This window comes from Lactococcus sp. EKM203L, from assembly GCF_011800585.1.
GTDB lineage: Bacteria > Bacillota > Bacilli > Lactobacillales > Streptococcaceae > Lactococcus > Lactococcus lactis.
The window spans coordinates 275,069-291,046 of the sequence record NZ_JAALEQ010000001.1; the positions used below are offsets into that span (position 1 = coordinate 275,069).

The window sequence follows — 15,978 nt, forward strand, 5'->3', positions numbered from 1 at the left end:
AAATGGCAAAACGTATTATTGGTACAACACCAAAAGAAGATGGTTTTCGGATGCCTGGTGAATTTGAAGCTCAAGATCAAATTTTTATGATCTGGCCCGAACGTCCAGATAACTGGCGTGATGGAGCAAAACCTGTTCAGATTGCCTTTACTAATGTTGCTAAAGCAATTAGTAGATTTACACTAGTAACAATGTTAGTTTCACAATCCCAATATCAAAATGCTCGATATCAATTACCCGCTGATGTGCGTGTGCTTGAAGTTTCTAACAACGACTCGTGGGTTCGTGACTGTGGGCCAAGTTTTGTAATTAATGATAAGGGCGAACTTCGAGCAAATGACTGGACTTTTAACGCTTGGGGTGGACTTGTTGATGGTCTATATTTTCCTTGGGATCAAGATGATCTAGTGGCACAAAAAGTTTGTGAATTAGAACGTGTTGACTCTTATCGGACAGATGATTTTGTTCTTGAAGGAGGTTCGTTCCATGTTGACGGTCAAGGAACAGTTTTGACTACTGAAATGTGCCTTTTATCTGAAGGACGCAATCCTCACATGAGCAAAGAGGACATTGAAAATAAACTTAAAGAACATTTGAATGCTGAAAAAATTCTTTGGCTTGGGGATGGAATTGACCCAGAAGAAACAAACGGTCACGTGGATGATGTTGCTTGCTTCGTAGCACCAGGGGAAGTTGCATGCATTTATACTGAGGATGAGAAGTCACCTTTTTATGAAGCAGCACAAGATGCCTATAAACGCTTGAGCCAAATGACAGATGCTAAAGGACGTCAACTCAAAGTTCATAAATTGACTTGTCCAGCTAAAAATGTAACGATTAAAAAACAATTTAGAATTGATACAGTTGAAGGAACAATGCCACGTGAAGACGGAGATATTTGTATTGCTTCATATATGAATTTCTTGATTACAAACAAAGGAGTTATCGTACCACAATACGGTGATGAAAATGATGCTCTAGCATTAAAACAAGTTCAAGAGATGTTTCCAGACCGCGAAATAGTTGGCGTGAACACTGTTGAAGTAGTTTATGGTGGAGGAAATATCCATTGTATTACTCAACAACAACCTAAAGCCAAATAAGGAGTAGAGAGGATTTAACAGAAAATGGCAAAACGTATTGTAGTTGCTCTAGGGGGGAATGCTATTTTAACTAGCGACCCTACAGCGCAAGCACAATCTATGGCACTTAATAAGACTGCCGAACAATTAATGCCTTTAATAAAAGACAATGATGTTGAAATGGTCGTCACTCATGGAAATGGCCCCCAAGTTGGTAATTTACTTTTGCAACAACTTGAAAGTAATTCAGTTAAAAATCCGGCAATGCCACTTGATACAGCTGTTGCTATGACTCAAGGGCAAATCGGTTATTGGATGGCACAAGCTTTTACAGAAGCTCTTGCTAATAATGGAATGTCTGATGTTCCATTTGTTTCTGTAGTCACAAGAACAGTAGTTGATGCTAATGATGAGGCTTTTAAAAATCCGACAAAACCTATTGGACCTTTTTATAGCCAAGAAGAGGCTAAAAATATTCAGACTCAATATCCTGATTGGAAATTGATTGAGGATTCTGGACGAGGTTACCGAAGAGTAGTTCCTTCACCTTTACCTCTCAAAATTGTTGAGGCTAACGCAATTAAACCATTGTTAGAATCATCAGCTTTGGTTACAGTATCTGGTGGCGGAGGAATTCCAGTTATTGAAAAAAATAAGGGGTATCAAGGAGTCGAAGCGGTAATTGATAAAGATTTTTCGGCAGCAAAATTAGCAGAACTTGTTGATGCTGATGAACTAGTTATTTTTACCTCTGTCGGTGATGTCTTTTTAAATTTTGGGAAACCTAATCAAAAAGCTCTAGGAGTTGTACCAGTTAGCGAAATGCGTCAATATCTAGAGGAAGGTTATTTTGCGGCAGGTTCTATGAAACCAAAAGTGGCAGCAGCTGTCGCTTTTGTCGAAAATACTGGTAAGCAAGCCACGATTACTTCACTTGAAAATGTGGAAAACTTTGTTAAAAGTGGGGCAGGAACACGGATTGTCCCCGATTTAGTTTAAAAAAAGTATTTTTCAAAATAATTTATTTAAAATTCGAAATAAAAAGAATTTAAGTAGGTTACCCATTTCAATTTTACAAAAAGTATAGATAGTGCTATACTTTTTTTGTAGTAAATAAAAACTAATCATATTAGGTGAGGTTACTCTGAAGAACATAGGTTATCGCTCAAAACTGTCGAGAGACAATAATGGGTAAAGCAGGACTAGTCGAATCAAGGCTTTTCCAAGATAACTAGAAATATCATTTCTTACGTCTCAGAAAGCCAAAACTCAAATGTCGTGATTAAATAGACTAATAATCTATTGATTTTGAGAGCCTCCCTTTATATGAAAAGGAGGCTTTTTATGTCAAGAAGAAAATATCTTGATACAAAACAACCAAAAGTAAAATCTATTATGGGTGATTTTATTTTAATTGGTATTATTTGTTTGTTTGCATTTATTCTTATTGTGACACAAATAACTATTAACCAACCCCTTTCATCGTTACCGTCTCAAAGTTCAGTGGATGATGTCAAGAAAATGCACGATTTTTTATCTATTGGAAACCTTGCGTATTTTTCAATGCGAACAATGTTTCGCATGATTGTAGGAATGATGTGGTCAATTTTATTCTCTGTTATTTGTGGTGTATTGGCAATTAAGTTTAAAACTGCAAGAAGAATTATTTTGCCGATGGTCAATTTCTTAGAATGAGTTCCTTTATTAGGTTTCATGACATTCACTACTGCATTTTTACTTGGATTATATCCAGGTAATGTAATGGGAGCTGAAGCACTTGCCATTTTTGCAGTATTTACTGGACAGGCATGGAACATCATGTTGTCACTTTACCAAATAATGGAAGTAGTTCCCAAAGATTTGAAAGAAGTAACATCACAATTTCGATATAGTGCTTGGGAAAAATTTTGGCGTCTTGAATTTGTATATTCAATTCCAGGCCTACTATGGAATCTTGTCATATCTCAGTCAGCAGCATGGTTTGCCATTGTTGCAAGTGAACAGGTTACCGTCGCAATCCCTAAGTCTGAAACTTTAATTTTGCCAGGAATTGGCTCTTATATTCAAGTTGCATTAGATCGTGCAGACTTTAAAGCTTGTGGTTTCGCTGTTATTGCTTTAATTATTAATGTCGTCATACTAAATTTCTTAGTTTTTCAACCTTTGGTTAAAGCTACTTATTATTATCGTTATGATGAAGGAACAACTCAAGGTAATCCTCCAAAATCAATTGTATACAATTTAGTAAAAGCATCTAATTTTGGAAAAATATTAATGAAATGGATTCAAAAAATAAAAGATTTCTGGATTTTTAAGTTACCTAGAGTTTGGTATATTCTTAGGATAAATCTTATCTTTAAATATCTAGGAAAAGTTAAGAAATATATTTCAATCATTTGGTATATCCTTTTAGGGTATGCGGTTGTTATCTCTGCTATTAAACTTTATAGATTCTTACCTCATGAAGATTTTTCAATAATCCCTCACTTAATGCTTTTAACTACATTGAGGGTAGTATTAGCAATGCTTATAGCAGCAGCGATTTTTACACCTCTTGGGGTTTGGGTTGCAAGTAACAAAAGACGTTTAAGCTTTATCCAACCAATTGGACAAGTTGTTGGATCGATTCCTTCAAACGTATATACTCCATTCATAGTAATTTTTATTAGTTTAGGGTATAAGCAACTTGAGTGGTGGATTTTGCCGCTAATCATGGTTGGTTGTCAATGGTATTACTTTTTCAATGTTATTGCTGGGTATTTAGCAATACCAGATGATATAAAAGAAGTCACAAAAATTTTTCCATTATCCAAGTTCAAGTGGTGGACTCGCTATCTCATTCCATCAATGTTTCCGTACTTGATAACAGCTATCATAAATGCTGCGGGAGCAGCATGGAATGCAGATATAGCAGCGGAAAGCCTACAGTGGGGTAAAGAAACAATAAATGTTACTGGCTTAGGGCAATATATTGCTGTGAATGATGGAATTAAAGATAAATCAGCACTTGGTACTTTGGCGATGTGTGCTGTAGTAGGCTTGTGTATTATATTCGTTTGGCAACCACTTTACAAATATGCTAGAGAAAAATTCCATTATTAAAAAGGGAGGAAATAAGAATGGAAAAGAAAAATTTAATAAAAGTAACTTCACTCTGCAAAGCTTATGGAGTAGAAAGATCAAAGAAATATATACAAGTTCTGAAAGACATAAACTTTACCGTAAAGGAAGGAGAATTTGTAAGTCTTATTGGACAATCAGGAGCAGGGAAATCGACATTATTGAGAAGTTTAGCTGGTCTTGTTCATCCAAGTCATGGAGAAATCATCTTTGAAGGAAAAAAGATTAAAGAACCGGATCCAAACATTAGTATGGTTTTTCAGAATTTTGCTCTATTCCCATGGTTAAATGTTTATAAAAATGTTTCATTTGGCATAGATAATAATTTGAAAATATCTAAAAATGAAATTAATGATAGAGTAAAAAAACTAATAAAAATGATTGGGCTAGAGGGCAATGAAAAATCATATCCAAGAGAAATTTCTGGCGGAATGAAACAAAGAGTAGGATTTGCTAGAGCTTTAGCCGCAGAACCTACATTATTATTACTTGATGAACCTTTTTCTGCTTTAGATGTTGTAACATCCAAACAGCTGTCAGATCAACTTATAAATATGTGGTTAAGTCAACAAATTGTCACAAAATCAATTGTAATGATTACGCACGATATAGAACAAGCAGTGCAGATGTCTGATAGGATTATATTGTTAGATTCAAATCCAGGGAGGATTGCGAAAGTTTACAACATTGATATCCCAAGAAATCAAAGAACTATAAGTAGTATCTCAAGTATTGTTGAAGAAATTACTAATGAGATGGTAGTCATGACAGAACTTAATGTTAATAAAAATTTTTAGTAGGTAAAAGAAAGGAAGAAAAATTAATATGATTCCACATAGGAGAAAAAGAAATAATAAAATAAAAAAAATGGTCGGATTTCTCATATCTCTAGTAATAATAATAGCAGTTGGAGTATTCGGGTATATCGCTATGGCCAATCATCGCTTAAATAATATATTAGACAAGGGTTATCATAAAGTTGATAATAACTATAAATCTGAGAAACATAAAGATACAGAGTCATTTTTGATCATGGGTTTAGATAATACTCAAGAGAGAAATTTGGGAACGACGCGAACGGATGCGATGATGATTATTACAATTAACAAAAAAACAAAAACGACAACTTTTTGTAGTATCCCTCGCGATAGTTTTGTTCAAATTGATTCAAAATCATACAAAGGTATGCAACGGATAGAAGCTGCCTATACTTATGGAGGACCTTCGGCTTCAGTTAACACGGTAGAAAAAACTTTTAATATTCCTATTGATCATTATTGTGTTTTTAATTTCAATTCATTTATTAAGCTTATTGATGCTATAGGTGGAATTGATATTGATGTTGAAAAGTCATTTATGGGTACTGATGAAAGTGGTATTGAGTCTATAAAGTTTAATTCAGGTAAGCAACACTTAGATGGTGCCAAGGCTCTTTCATATGCTAGAGAACGACATGTAGATACAGATATTATGAGAGGTTTCAGGCAACAAAAGGTAATTTCAGCAGTTGAGGAGAAGTTAAAATCAATGACTTCTTTCACTAATTTATATTCTATTATTGATTCTTTAGATGATAATATTCAGACTGATATCACACCAAAAGATATTAAAGAGCTTATTTCTAACGCTTTAACTTTTAGTAATTACTCTAAACAACAATTAACTTTTGATTGGAGAACTTTCAGTAACCAAGGAAGAAGTATGGTAGAACTCTATAAAGATAGTATCAAATTTGTCAGTCATAAATTAAGAGTCTCTCTCGAATTAGATCGTAAAAATGAGACTGATAACAATGGATATTCCTTCCATACAAATGGTGACTATCTTTATCAAAGTGACTATACTGTCCAGAATCCAGAAGCTGAAGCACAAGAAGATACTTCAACGAATGGAAATACATATATTGGGACAAGCGGTAATACAACTACTGGTCCTCTGCCTAATATTAAGACTTCAAATGGTTTTATTAAGTAATTAAGATAAATAGCCCCTATCATAGGAGCTATTTATCTTAATTACTTAATAAAATATTTACAATTAGAAGGGCAATCACAGAATGAATTAGTGATGGATAGGATTACAAGGATAAAAATAATCCAATCATAGGTAATATGAATAAGTAAACCTGTATACAAGGAGTCGCTCCTTAAAGAGGCAAGGGTAAAGGGAATTCTTGCGGCTGCAATAATAAAAATAACTTGGGCAAAATTCCAGTCGTAAGTAGGTAAATGTAGAAATCCGAATATTAAAGTGGATATGATAACCGCAACAATTAAAGCTTTGCGTGTTCCACCTAATAAGTTTGCGATAATTATAAGTAAAATTATAGTAATTAACTCTTCACCTAAAAGCATAGGAATTGTCTTAAGAAGTCCAAAAATAGTCATTCCATCTGCTACTGGATTAGAATTTGGAGAACTTCCTAATAGTATTTTAGTAATTAGAATGCCAACTCCAGCAAAGATATAAGCACCTATAAGTCCAGCAAAATAAGTACTCACTATTTTTTGAGGTTTAGAAAAAGTGTAAGAAATTCCTTTTTTCCCAAAAAGAATGTAAAGGCTGATAAATCCAGCAATAGCTAAGGAAAAAGGAGCAATAACTGGCAGCCCAAAAGATAATGCTAAAAACCCAGCTAATAGTAAAATCAGTGATAGAGGAACTGCTGATTTGCTCATAGGTGCGGTAAAAAGTTTTTTCAAAAGAGAAACCTCCAAAATTTAGATAGATTGACAAGCCTAATAAAGCTATTTAAATAAGTATAACATGAATAAAAATTTTTTAAGGAATATAAACAATGGATAAAAATAGGTAGCTTAAAAGGGTATTTGAAAAAATTTGACAACAAAAAAAGCACCTACTCTATATCCTAAAGTAGATACTTTTACGGTGAGGGATGTTCATCCATTGACTTATTCTCCTATACTATTTTTTCTAAATTGTGTGTTGCTTCTTCAATTGTATTACCAATACCAAAAATTTGAGGTTTGTTAGCCAAAAAAGCTTGAAACACATTTTTTGAAGTATCAAGTTGAATACTATACTCAAAAAATTTATTTTTGTTAGTGTATGTCATCATAATACATTCTCCTTTCTTTTTTTAACGAAAGGGACTATAACAATCACAACGAAATTCCAAGTTCAGTTTAACACAAAAACAAAGTATTTGCAATATACGAGAAAATTAATAGGTAATAAAGTATTTGCCCTTAGATTGAAATTTAAAATCAGGTTTATGATATTTTGATAAAATATCTGTTAATCCAATCCTTTTAGAGATAAACAGGGCAATATTTTTCCGAAAAAGAACTGAAAAAAATAAAAAAGAAGGAATAATCCTTCTACTATATTAAATATTTTCTAAGTGCCCTTTTTTATCTTTAGCTATTAAGTAGTAGGCGCACGCTGCAATGGCCCAGGCCCAAACAATATGTCCAAAGAACTCAGAAAAGTGCTCGTCGAAAGGTTGGTTCCAAGGAGCAGGAACTGTTCCCATAGCTGGCATTAAGATAATATGCCAGATAATCCATATTACAATACCATAAGCAGCACCTTGCCATAAAGTGATAGCTTTCCAGTATTGCGCTATAAAAATAAATAATGCAGCAAAGAAAATTGAAAAACTAAAGTGAAGAATCAAAGAGAACCAAAATACTTTTTGATCTTGAGAATATAAAATGTATGAGTGGGTGAGAGAAGATGGCACACCAAACTGTTCCATCATATGTTGTGGAGGGTTGGTTAAATTACGAGCAATAGTTCGTGGCGGAAGAATTGCTTCCCAACCAATTTTAACCATTCCAGAAATCATACCTGAAATAAATCCGAACCAAATGCTTTTGAGAATAATTTCTTTTAGAGAAGCAATTGGTTTTCTTAATGAGAACATATTAATACTCCTTTCTTATGTCCTCTATTCTAACAAAAAGTTAAATGTAATTCAAAAATACCAGAGGATTCAGTGTTTTTGATGCTATCTTCCAAAATTGTAAACAAAGGAAGTAAAAAAATTGCTACTAGATATTTAAAAATCCCCACAGAAATTTCTGTGAGGAAATAATTATATATCGTACTTTCCTGTATGCAAAGTCCTGATTGATTCGCCTCCGGGTAAAGGAGGTAAGCCAAGAGAATCTTCACGGCTAAAGGCTTCAAGTAATCCAGGAGTTAAGTGAGAATACTCAACTGTTTCCGGACTAATCTTATGAAGAATTGTGTCCCCTTTTCCTTCAGTAACTTTTTTAGCAAAGTTAGGGTCAATCAAAGTTCCACGAGCAACAGCAATTAAATCAGCATAGTTTTCAATCGCATCAGTAGCTGTATCCTCCCCAAAAATACCACCGACAATAAGAAGTTTTGTTTTATCATCTAAGATTTCTCTAAAAAGTTCAGCATAAGATTTTTCGCTATTTTCAGGTTTAGAATTGTATCCTGCCCATAATGAAAGATGGATATAATCAAGTTCATATTTAATTACTTCAGAGATAAGTGAGAGAGCTTCTTTATAATCATAGCCAACATTTTTTCCATGAAGTTCTTCAGGAGAAATACGGTAACCAATGATAAAGTCTTTAGGAGCATATTCATCAACGATTGCTTTTACTTCTTTAACAACAGCTAGCGGAAAGGCCATTCGATTTTCCAGTGAACCACCCCATTTATCTGTGCGAAGATTAGAAAGTTTTGAGAAAAATTGTTGAATTAAATAATGATTGGCACCATGAATTTCAACACCGTCAAAGCCGGCATCAATTGCCCGTTTTGTGGCTTTACCAAAATCAAGAATAATATCATCAATCTCTGTTAGTGTGAGTTCACGAACAGGGTAATCTAAGAAAGAAAAATCGATAGCAGAAGGAGCCACCACATCTAATCCATTAACATGACGTCCTACAGCGGCTCGCCCAGCATGATGAATTTGAAGAATAGCTTTATTTCCATCTTTTTTTAGAGCCTGTGCAGTTTTTCGTAGTCCTTCAAGATGAGCGTCAGAATAAGCTCCTAATTGTTCAGGATATCCTGGCACATATGCTGGTCCACCATTTTCACTTACATAATGGAATTCTGTAATTAACATACCTGCCGCTTGTGAACGGGCAGAGTAATATTGAATAGTATCATCAGAAGCGAAACCACCTTTTAAACCAGAATGAGTTTGCATTGGAGACATTACAATACGGTTGTTTAAAGTTGCCCCATGACGTAAGGTAACATGATCAGTTAGTTGATTTGGCATATTTTTATCCTGTTATTATTATATTTGGAAAGTAGATTATTAAAACTATAATTCGAGAAATATCGATATGAAGAAGTAAAAAGAAAGTTAATTATAACTCTTCTAATATGAAATTTTTAAAATCGGAAATCATCTCCTCATTTCGACGATAATAGGTCCATTTACCAATGCGAGTAGCAATTAATAAATTGTCTTTTTCTAACATAGATAAATAATGAGAAGTAGTAGACTGAGTTAAGTTCAGTAATTTTTGGATTTCACCTACACAAACACCCGTTTCAACTTCATCTACTTTAGTTTCGTTGTAGAAATGTTTTTTTGGTTCTTTGAGTAAAGTAAGAATCTTCAATCGATATTCATTTGATAGGGTTTTAAAAGTTTCCACATTTTCCATAAATCTATTATATCGAAAAAATACGATATGTCAATATAAAAGATTTTGGGAGTAAGTTAAATACCTATCGTTTGTTGGGTTTTTTTCTTAATTTCAAATAAACTAAAGAACCATCTGTAGAAATCTTATCTCCCCCACCATTTCTACTTCGATAAGGATTTGTGAAATGAGTATATAGCTTCCTTTCTTCAACTAGTCCATGCTCGATGAGTTCATTTGTGATAAGATTTCTTTCTTGATCTATATTCTCATCAATACGATGAGTAATTTGTCCTGTAAATAAAGAAAATCTAATTCCAATATCTAAGGAAGCAGCACAGACCCAATCAGACTTTACTCCCCCAGGGAGGTAATAATCTTGTGGAGTTTCCCATAATCTGATATGATGCCTTTGTTTAGGACTTCCAGCAATTTCTTTTTCAAAGGCGAGGTCTTGTTTTTTAGAAAATAAAAAGAGAGAGCTAACGGGTGCAGTGGGATAGCTTTGATGTAATAAGCTTGATTTTATAATTTTGAGAGAGGACCTTAAAGTAATTTTATCTGATTTTGTCCACCCCATTCTTAAAAAAGCAGCTTCTATATCTTCTTTTGAACCGTCAATTAATAAATTTACCGAATCACCTAACACACCATCAGAAGTTCTAGACCTTCCAATAAAATATTCCGGTAGATAAATTTTTGTGATGATTTTTGTGATATTGGGGATAATCAGATAGGACAAAATTAGCCATGTGACAATATATAAAAAAATATGAATTTTACGAGTTAATAACTCTCTGAAAAATAAATCATAAATGGTATATCCAAAGACAACTGCTACTAAAACACGAAAAGTACGAGCGGTGAAATTTATAATTTTAGTTTTTTGATCCATTGATATCATCTTTCTTATTTAGAGGTTAATGAATATTTTTTGATAAAGTATTATAGATTTTTTTGACACAAAATCTATTTATATATCTATTCTAATTTAAAAATGACTAAAATACTAGAGAGAGTATTGACTAAAGATTTAGAAATAAATAAAATAGATTCGGAAGAAATTGACTATATTATCAGAAAATTATAAAATAAGCTATCTGAAAGGTTAAAGGAGTGAACAAATGGTCAAAAAAGCGAGTGAAGCAGAAATCTTAGAAGAACTTTATGATTTAATTCTTAGTAAAACATTGAATAGCAAAGAACGTGAAGTTTTAGTGCAGAGTAAGAATAATTTAGAAAAGGGAAATTATACTCCGAAGGTAATCAACGATCTTCAACATTCTCTAGCGCCTCTTGCTAGAAAACAGGAATTATCTAGTGAAGTTGTGAGGTTTTATCTTCAGTTGTCGCAACAATTTATTGAAAGAGGTCAACGTGGAAGTTGGCTTTCGCTTTAATGATAATAAATCTTTCCTTTAGAATGAGCAAACAATTCAATACACTTTATAATAAATTTTTTATAAAATAAGAGTAGTTTTTTTTATATATTATAAGGAGATTTTAAAATGGTAAAAAATATATCGTTGGATTGGTTTTTGGGAATTTTATTGCCTTGCTTATGGATTGGTATTGTTTCTGGACTAATTTCTGGAATGGTAAAAATTGGTTGGGAAGCCATTCTTCCTCCTCGTACAAAAGAGCGAGATGAAACAAACCCTCCTCAAAAACTTATGCAACAAATTGGCTTTCCCCAAAAAATTACTCATGCTTACTTTTTGTATTCTAAAGACCAAAAAGTGTATTGGTTTGCCTTGATTCTTCATTTCAGTTTTTCAATTGTTTTTTCATTTATTTTTGTTGTCTTATCACAAATATGGAGTGGTATAAGCTTAGGCGAGGGGGCTCTTTACGGTATTATTATCTGGTTTTTATGGCATATTCTGTTAATGCCTATTACTAGAACGGTACCACAACCTTGGAAGCAACCTTTTTCAGAACACTTTTCAGAATTTTTTGGGCACATCGTCTGGGCTTGGTCAATAGCTGCTGTGAGTTTTTATATGATTGCTACTCACTATTCAGATGTTCTTTCACTTTTCTAAAATAAAAAGAGCCATTCTTAAGGGGGCTTTTTTTATTTCAGATTTGATGAGAATTTATTCACTTTAAAGAGATTTTCTTCAATAACAAATTCCCACTTTTGTACGTCTTTTTGATATGTTTGTCTATCAGGCAGGGGATCTTTTAGCATTTCATTATATCTGGACATTGACCTTGAGGTGACAAGGTACATAAGGCTATCATTTTCATCAAAAGATAGAGAATATTTCGCTTTAAGGGAAATTTCCACAGTAATTTTATTCTTGAATTGGTGTAGGTTGTTTATTCCTTCAATCTGAATATCAAAAATGGATTCTTTTTTTCCATACATATCATTGTGAACAATATGTTTGTCCTGTTTTTTTAGTAAATTTTTACTGTAAAATTGACTGTTTTGATATAGTTTTGACTGATTCCATGAGCTAAGAACAGCTAAAATAAGAGCTTCAATCTCATCAGCCTTAATTACGTCTTCTGAGATATTTTTAGCGGTAATATATTTTTTTTTAGTTAATTTTTCAATTAACAATAAGGCAAGTGGTGATAAAACTAGAATAGGGATTAGAAGTAGTTTCAGGGAAAATAGATTCATATTAATTTGTGGTTTCTACGGGGGTTAAATAAGCTTTAAATTCGTGATCTGTGGAGCTGTCTCTTGTTGTGATAGTGCACTCATCAAAATGAGTGATATTTGATGAAACTGTAGCTCTATAGGCAGAAACAGTAATCTCTTGACTTAATGTTGAGTCGGGAATGCTATATGCTAAGGTCACTTCTTCCAAGTCCATAAATAAATCTCTGAAACTTAATTTTTTTATTTTTTCTTTTGTTTCGTTTAAATTTTCTGAGGCACTCCATCCAAGACCTAAAAGAGTGTCAAAATCGTAATATGAAATTTTTATTGCAGCATCAGAGATATTTTTGTCTTTAAAGTTGACTGACATCGTTTTATCCCGAGCACCTCCAGTAAAGGAAATGTCAAAGAAGAGAAATTTAGGTGCGGAGATGGTTAGAGTGGCATCAGGATCTGGAGAATCATGATTTAAATTAACTTGGGCATTTCCTTTGGCATTCGACCAGTTTCCTGCAATTGCCTCTTCAAAATCCTTCAAAAAAGATTGATTTTGAGCCTTCCATGCTTCATTAACTGAAGTCATGTTATTTTTAATTGGAGTTATTGCTTTTTTATACTGAACGGAATTTTTCCGATAGTAGATCATCTTTTGCTTTTTATTGCTTAGTGTCAAAATGTTTCCCGAAATATCAAAAGATGTTTGATATTTGTAGGAGTTGAGATAACTTAATTCATGTTTCTTTTCATTAAATTGATAATTTTTTTCTTTAGTGAAATTAACGATAGAAGTACTCTTATTGGGAAAATCTAATAATTTGAGATTACTTGTTACTTGTATGGGTTCTTGTAATAGTTCCCACTGACCCTTTATTAGTGTACTTTCTGACTTTGTTAGTTTGCTACATGCTGAAAGAGAGAAAAAAGTTGTTATTAGTATAGCTACTACGATAATTTTATTTTTCAATTTTTACTCCGTTTTAGAAACATTTCCAGAAATTTGAACCCCTTCATCACCACATTGTGTGATGAGTAAGGCAGTATCAAATGATAACTTTCCGTTCTTATATGAAAGTTCGGAAGGGGAAAAGCTTTGAGAAATCGTGCCAGTATCAGTTGTTACATCATAGGAAAAAGCAATATATTTGATACGGTTAAACATTTGTTCGGCGGTGAGGTCTTTAATGATATTTAAAAGTTTCTTAGGATCTACTGGAATATGATCTGAAGGTTCTAATCCTAAAATTCCATTAGGTTGATAAGAAGCATAAGCGTTGTGAATTACTTTTTGGTCAAAATTTGTCAAAGAATCAGAAGAGGCGTGAAATGAAAGATTAGTTCCACCATCAAAAGTTAATGTTTGCATTCCGGGCGCCCAAGCCACACCTTGCCCAGTAGTTGCTACTGCCTTAAAGTGGCCTGACCATGTTCCAATCATTGCTTCCTTGAGTGATTTTTCAATGATGTCTGTTTTTGCTTTCCAAACTTCATTCAAATTAGTCACTGATTTTTTCTCTTTGGCTTCTTTGTCGTTAATTTCTTTGGTCTTTTCTTTTTCAAGCTTACTTCCTACTCGATAATAAACATTTCCACCAATATCTGAACTCGTCGTATCAAATTTTAAAATATCCTGACCATGTTCTAACTTATAATCATAACTGTATGAACCAATAATAATTTGTCGACCTAGCTTATAGTCGTATTCATTAGTAGCAAGTGTGACTTTTTTCTTATCAAACTTGATTTTTTCACTGGTAGATGCGGTTAAATCTAGCAGTTTATGTGCATCTGCAGTACTCGTTGTTTTCGGAAGATTGATTTTACTTTCAGAATACGAAATCCACTCCCCTTGAATAGCTTGGTGAGGATTAGTATTAGTTTTAACGCTATCTTTACTTGAAGTTTTACAGCTGCTTAAAATTCCAATAGAAAAAATAGCAAAGATGATAATAAAAAATTTTTTCATAAATTTATATACTCCAATTTTGGTGACATTACGGCTTAATTATAGCATATAAGTGAATAAATATAAGTAATATCAGAAAAATGATGATGTATTTTGAAGATTATTTATAAAATTATTATGCAAGTGCATTTTGTCAAACAGTTATTGAATATGTTGATATAAATTCTAAGGGGGTTATGATACAATAGTTTAAGAAATTAGAAAAGAGCTTAACATGAAAATTAATACAATTCCACTAAAAATTGTCGTGTCAGTCATTATGGTTATAACAGTGATATTGTCTATTGTATTTGGGATAGGAATATGGGAAATTTTCCATAAACCTGATATATTGTTTATAAAAGTTTTATTTTATTTTTCATTTCTTATATCTTTGTTGTTAAATTTAGTATCTTGCTCTCAAGTATATAAGATATTAAAATATATGGATAAAGATGTTATATTCACCAAACAAATTCAGGGAATAATTAATAGAATAAAGAAGATAACATATGCTGTGTTTGTTGTTTTATGGGGAATTTTCCCAATGATGTATCATGCGGCAATGATTACAAAGGTTTATGCTACGATTCCAATTGCATTAGTTTTTATTTTCTCACCTTTAATTTTAAGTACATTTACTGCTGTAATTGAACAACTCCTCAGAAAAATTATTGAAATAAAATCTGAAAATGATTTAACAGTATAAGAGAAGGGAGAAATTAATGGCTATTAAAGTACATATAGATAGAATTTTGGTAGAACGGCAAATGTCCGTTACAGAGTTGTCAGAAAAAGTTGGTATTACGATGGCCAATATTTCGGTATTAAAAAATGGAAAAGCCAAGGCTATACGTTTCTCCACTTTAGAAAGTTTGTGTAAAGTATTAAACTGTCAACCAGGAGATTTACTTGAATATATAGAGGACTAATTATTTAAATAATAAATAAAAACACCTAGAGGTGTTTTTTTATTTCTTTAAATATCAAGATAAACAATAAAAATATATCGTAAAACGATAAAAAAGTGTTGACAATCAGTAATTTTTTTACTAAAATAAAGTGGTATTTTGATATCAAAAAAATGATTTACTCGCATCGACCAAAATTTGAGTAAATCATTTATAGAGAAAATAACAAAATTAATGAGGTCTTTTGTGAAGACACCAGTTCTTTTTTGCTACCTTAAAATATTGTAGCATGTATGGTAAAGTAGCACAAGACTTGTTCTCCTATTACTATAATAGGAACCAAAATAAAGGATAGAAAATCTAAAATAAAGAAATTAATGATATGAAAAAGAGAAAAAGGATCAAAATTTCTCCAATACAAGGTGCTGTAATAGTTTTAATGTGTTTTATGGTAATAAGTATCGTCTTTAATATCCACGAATCACAACGGTGTGAGGTGTTAATACAAAAGTATAAAGTTGAACATATAGCGCGTGCTCGTCAATACAATATGATTATGCTGCTTTATAAATCAGTACCAATTGAATGGGAGAATGCCCAAAATGAAAATTCTAAATTATCGGATACAAAGTTGGTGAAAACTCTAGATGATGCTAAAGAGTTTAATGAAAAGGAAAGTAAGATAGGACAATGAGAA

At 32.6% G+C, this 15,978-nt stretch carries 20 protein-coding genes and 1 riboswitch; of the genes, 11 read left to right on the top strand and 9 right to left on the bottom strand.

Annotated features, from left to right (window positions below; all coding sequences use genetic code 11):
* Nucleotides 1-2 precede the first annotated feature (2 nt).
* From aguA to HFD15_RS01525, 6 genes are all read left to right on the top strand, one after another.
* A complete protein-coding gene (aguA, locus tag HFD15_RS01505) occupies nucleotides 3-1,103 on the top strand; it encodes an agmatine deiminase (protein WP_167593249.1) in 1,101 nt (366 codons plus the stop codon).
* Between the two features lie 24 nt (nucleotides 1,104-1,127).
* Complete coding sequence (gene arcC, locus HFD15_RS01510) at nucleotides 1,128-2,081, top strand: carbamate kinase (RefSeq protein ID WP_039115770.1); 954 nt, start codon at nucleotides 1,128-1,130, stop codon at nucleotides 2,079-2,081.
* Between the two features lie 119 nt (nucleotides 2,082-2,200).
* Nucleotides 2,201-2,370: riboswitch (M-box (ykoK) riboswitch) on the top strand.
* Between the two features lie 56 nt (nucleotides 2,371-2,426).
* Complete coding sequence (locus tag HFD15_RS14205) at nucleotides 2,427-2,777, top strand: hypothetical protein (protein ID WP_235586229.1); 351 nt, start codon at nucleotides 2,427-2,429, stop codon at nucleotides 2,775-2,777.
* 18 nt (nucleotides 2,778-2,795) lie between these two features.
* Nucleotides 2,796-4,184, top strand: coding sequence for an ABC transporter permease subunit (locus tag HFD15_RS01515; RefSeq protein ID WP_235586228.1), 1,389 nt, complete (start codon nucleotides 2,796-2,798; stop codon nucleotides 4,182-4,184).
* A gap of 17 nt (nucleotides 4,185-4,201) precedes the next feature.
* Nucleotides 4,202-4,999 carry an ABC transporter ATP-binding protein gene (locus tag HFD15_RS01520; RefSeq protein WP_058208146.1) on the top strand — a complete coding sequence of 266 codons (798 nt, stop codon included), beginning with the start codon at nucleotides 4,202-4,204 and terminating at the stop codon, nucleotides 4,997-4,999.
* 28 nt (nucleotides 5,000-5,027) lie between these two features.
* A complete protein-coding gene (locus HFD15_RS01525; RefSeq protein WP_080735883.1) occupies nucleotides 5,028-6,176 on the top strand; it encodes an LCP family protein in 1,149 nt (382 codons plus the stop codon).
* A 41-nt stretch (nucleotides 6,177-6,217) separates the two neighbouring features.
* Here HFD15_RS01525 and HFD15_RS01530 read toward each other — a convergent pair whose 3' ends face one another.
* The 6 genes from HFD15_RS01530 to HFD15_RS01555 form a co-directional block, all read right to left on the bottom strand.
* Nucleotides 6,218-6,904 (bottom strand): CPBP family intramembrane glutamic endopeptidase, encoded by a 687-nt coding sequence (locus tag HFD15_RS01530; RefSeq protein ID WP_238785260.1) that lies wholly within the window; start codon nucleotides 6,902-6,904, stop codon nucleotides 6,218-6,220.
* Between the two features lie 218 nt (nucleotides 6,905-7,122).
* Complete coding sequence (locus HFD15_RS01535) at nucleotides 7,123-7,281, bottom strand: hypothetical protein (RefSeq protein ID WP_012898283.1); 159 nt, start codon at nucleotides 7,279-7,281, stop codon at nucleotides 7,123-7,125.
* A 270-nt stretch (nucleotides 7,282-7,551) separates the two neighbouring features.
* A complete protein-coding gene (locus tag HFD15_RS01540) occupies nucleotides 7,552-8,091 on the bottom strand; it encodes a DUF1440 domain-containing protein (protein ID WP_017864865.1) in 540 nt (179 codons plus the stop codon).
* A 171-nt stretch (nucleotides 8,092-8,262) separates the two neighbouring features.
* Entirely contained in the window at nucleotides 8,263-9,438 is a 1,176-nt protein-coding gene (locus tag HFD15_RS01545; RefSeq protein ID WP_033899386.1) for an NADH-dependent flavin oxidoreductase, read from the bottom strand.
* 91 nt (nucleotides 9,439-9,529) lie between these two features.
* Entirely contained in the window at nucleotides 9,530-9,832 is a 303-nt protein-coding gene (locus HFD15_RS01550; protein WP_003130388.1) for a helix-turn-helix transcriptional regulator, read from the bottom strand.
* Nucleotides 9,833-9,896: 64 nt separating this feature from the next.
* On the bottom strand, nucleotides 9,897-10,715 hold the full coding sequence (locus HFD15_RS01555) for an LssY C-terminal domain-containing protein (RefSeq protein WP_058208144.1): 819 nt from the start codon (nucleotides 10,713-10,715) through the stop codon (nucleotides 9,897-9,899).
* 220 nt (nucleotides 10,716-10,935) lie between these two features.
* Between HFD15_RS01555 and HFD15_RS01560 the strand changes: the two genes are divergently transcribed.
* Nucleotides 10,936-11,211: a bacteriocin immunity protein gene (locus tag HFD15_RS01560; RefSeq protein WP_012898279.1), complete on the top strand. Its 276-nt coding sequence runs from the start codon at nucleotides 10,936-10,938 to the stop codon at nucleotides 11,209-11,211.
* Nucleotides 11,212-11,319: 108 nt separating this feature from the next.
* Entirely contained in the window at nucleotides 11,320-11,856 is a 537-nt protein-coding gene (locus HFD15_RS01565; RefSeq protein ID WP_012898278.1) for a YagU family protein, read from the top strand.
* A gap of 32 nt (nucleotides 11,857-11,888) precedes the next feature.
* Here the strand turns inward: HFD15_RS01565 and HFD15_RS01570 are convergent, their stop codons facing one another.
* The 3 genes from HFD15_RS01570 to HFD15_RS01580 are packed head-to-tail and all read right to left on the bottom strand — an operon-like array spanning nucleotide 11,889 to nucleotide 14,391.
* Entirely contained in the window at nucleotides 11,889-12,446 is a 558-nt protein-coding gene (locus HFD15_RS01570; RefSeq protein ID WP_025016955.1) for a hypothetical protein, read from the bottom strand.
* Nucleotide 12,447: 1 nt separating this feature from the next.
* On the bottom strand, nucleotides 12,448-13,392 hold the full coding sequence (locus tag HFD15_RS01575; protein WP_023189711.1) for a hypothetical protein: 945 nt from the start codon (nucleotides 13,390-13,392) through the stop codon (nucleotides 12,448-12,450).
* A 3-nt stretch (nucleotides 13,393-13,395) separates the two neighbouring features.
* Nucleotides 13,396-14,391 carry a hypothetical protein gene (locus HFD15_RS01580; protein WP_058208142.1) on the bottom strand — a complete coding sequence of 332 codons (996 nt, stop codon included), beginning with the start codon at nucleotides 14,389-14,391 and terminating at the stop codon, nucleotides 13,396-13,398.
* A gap of 214 nt (nucleotides 14,392-14,605) precedes the next feature.
* Between HFD15_RS01580 and HFD15_RS01585 the strand changes: the two genes are divergently transcribed.
* The 3 genes from HFD15_RS01585 to HFD15_RS01595 all read left to right on the top strand — a co-directional run bounded on the left by HFD15_RS01585 (nucleotide 14,606) and on the right by HFD15_RS01595 (nucleotide 15,975).
* Nucleotides 14,606-15,079, top strand: coding sequence for a DUF2975 domain-containing protein (locus HFD15_RS01585; protein ID WP_058208141.1), 474 nt, complete (start codon nucleotides 14,606-14,608; stop codon nucleotides 15,077-15,079).
* Between the two features lie 16 nt (nucleotides 15,080-15,095).
* Nucleotides 15,096-15,302, top strand: a complete 207-nt coding sequence (locus HFD15_RS01590) for a helix-turn-helix transcriptional regulator (RefSeq protein WP_023189708.1) — start codon at nucleotides 15,096-15,098, stop codon at nucleotides 15,300-15,302.
* Between the two features lie 361 nt (nucleotides 15,303-15,663).
* On the top strand, nucleotides 15,664-15,975 hold the full coding sequence (locus tag HFD15_RS01595; RefSeq protein WP_025016952.1) for a hypothetical protein: 312 nt from the start codon (nucleotides 15,664-15,666) through the stop codon (nucleotides 15,973-15,975).
* Nucleotides 15,976-15,978: the final 3 nt, after the last annotated feature.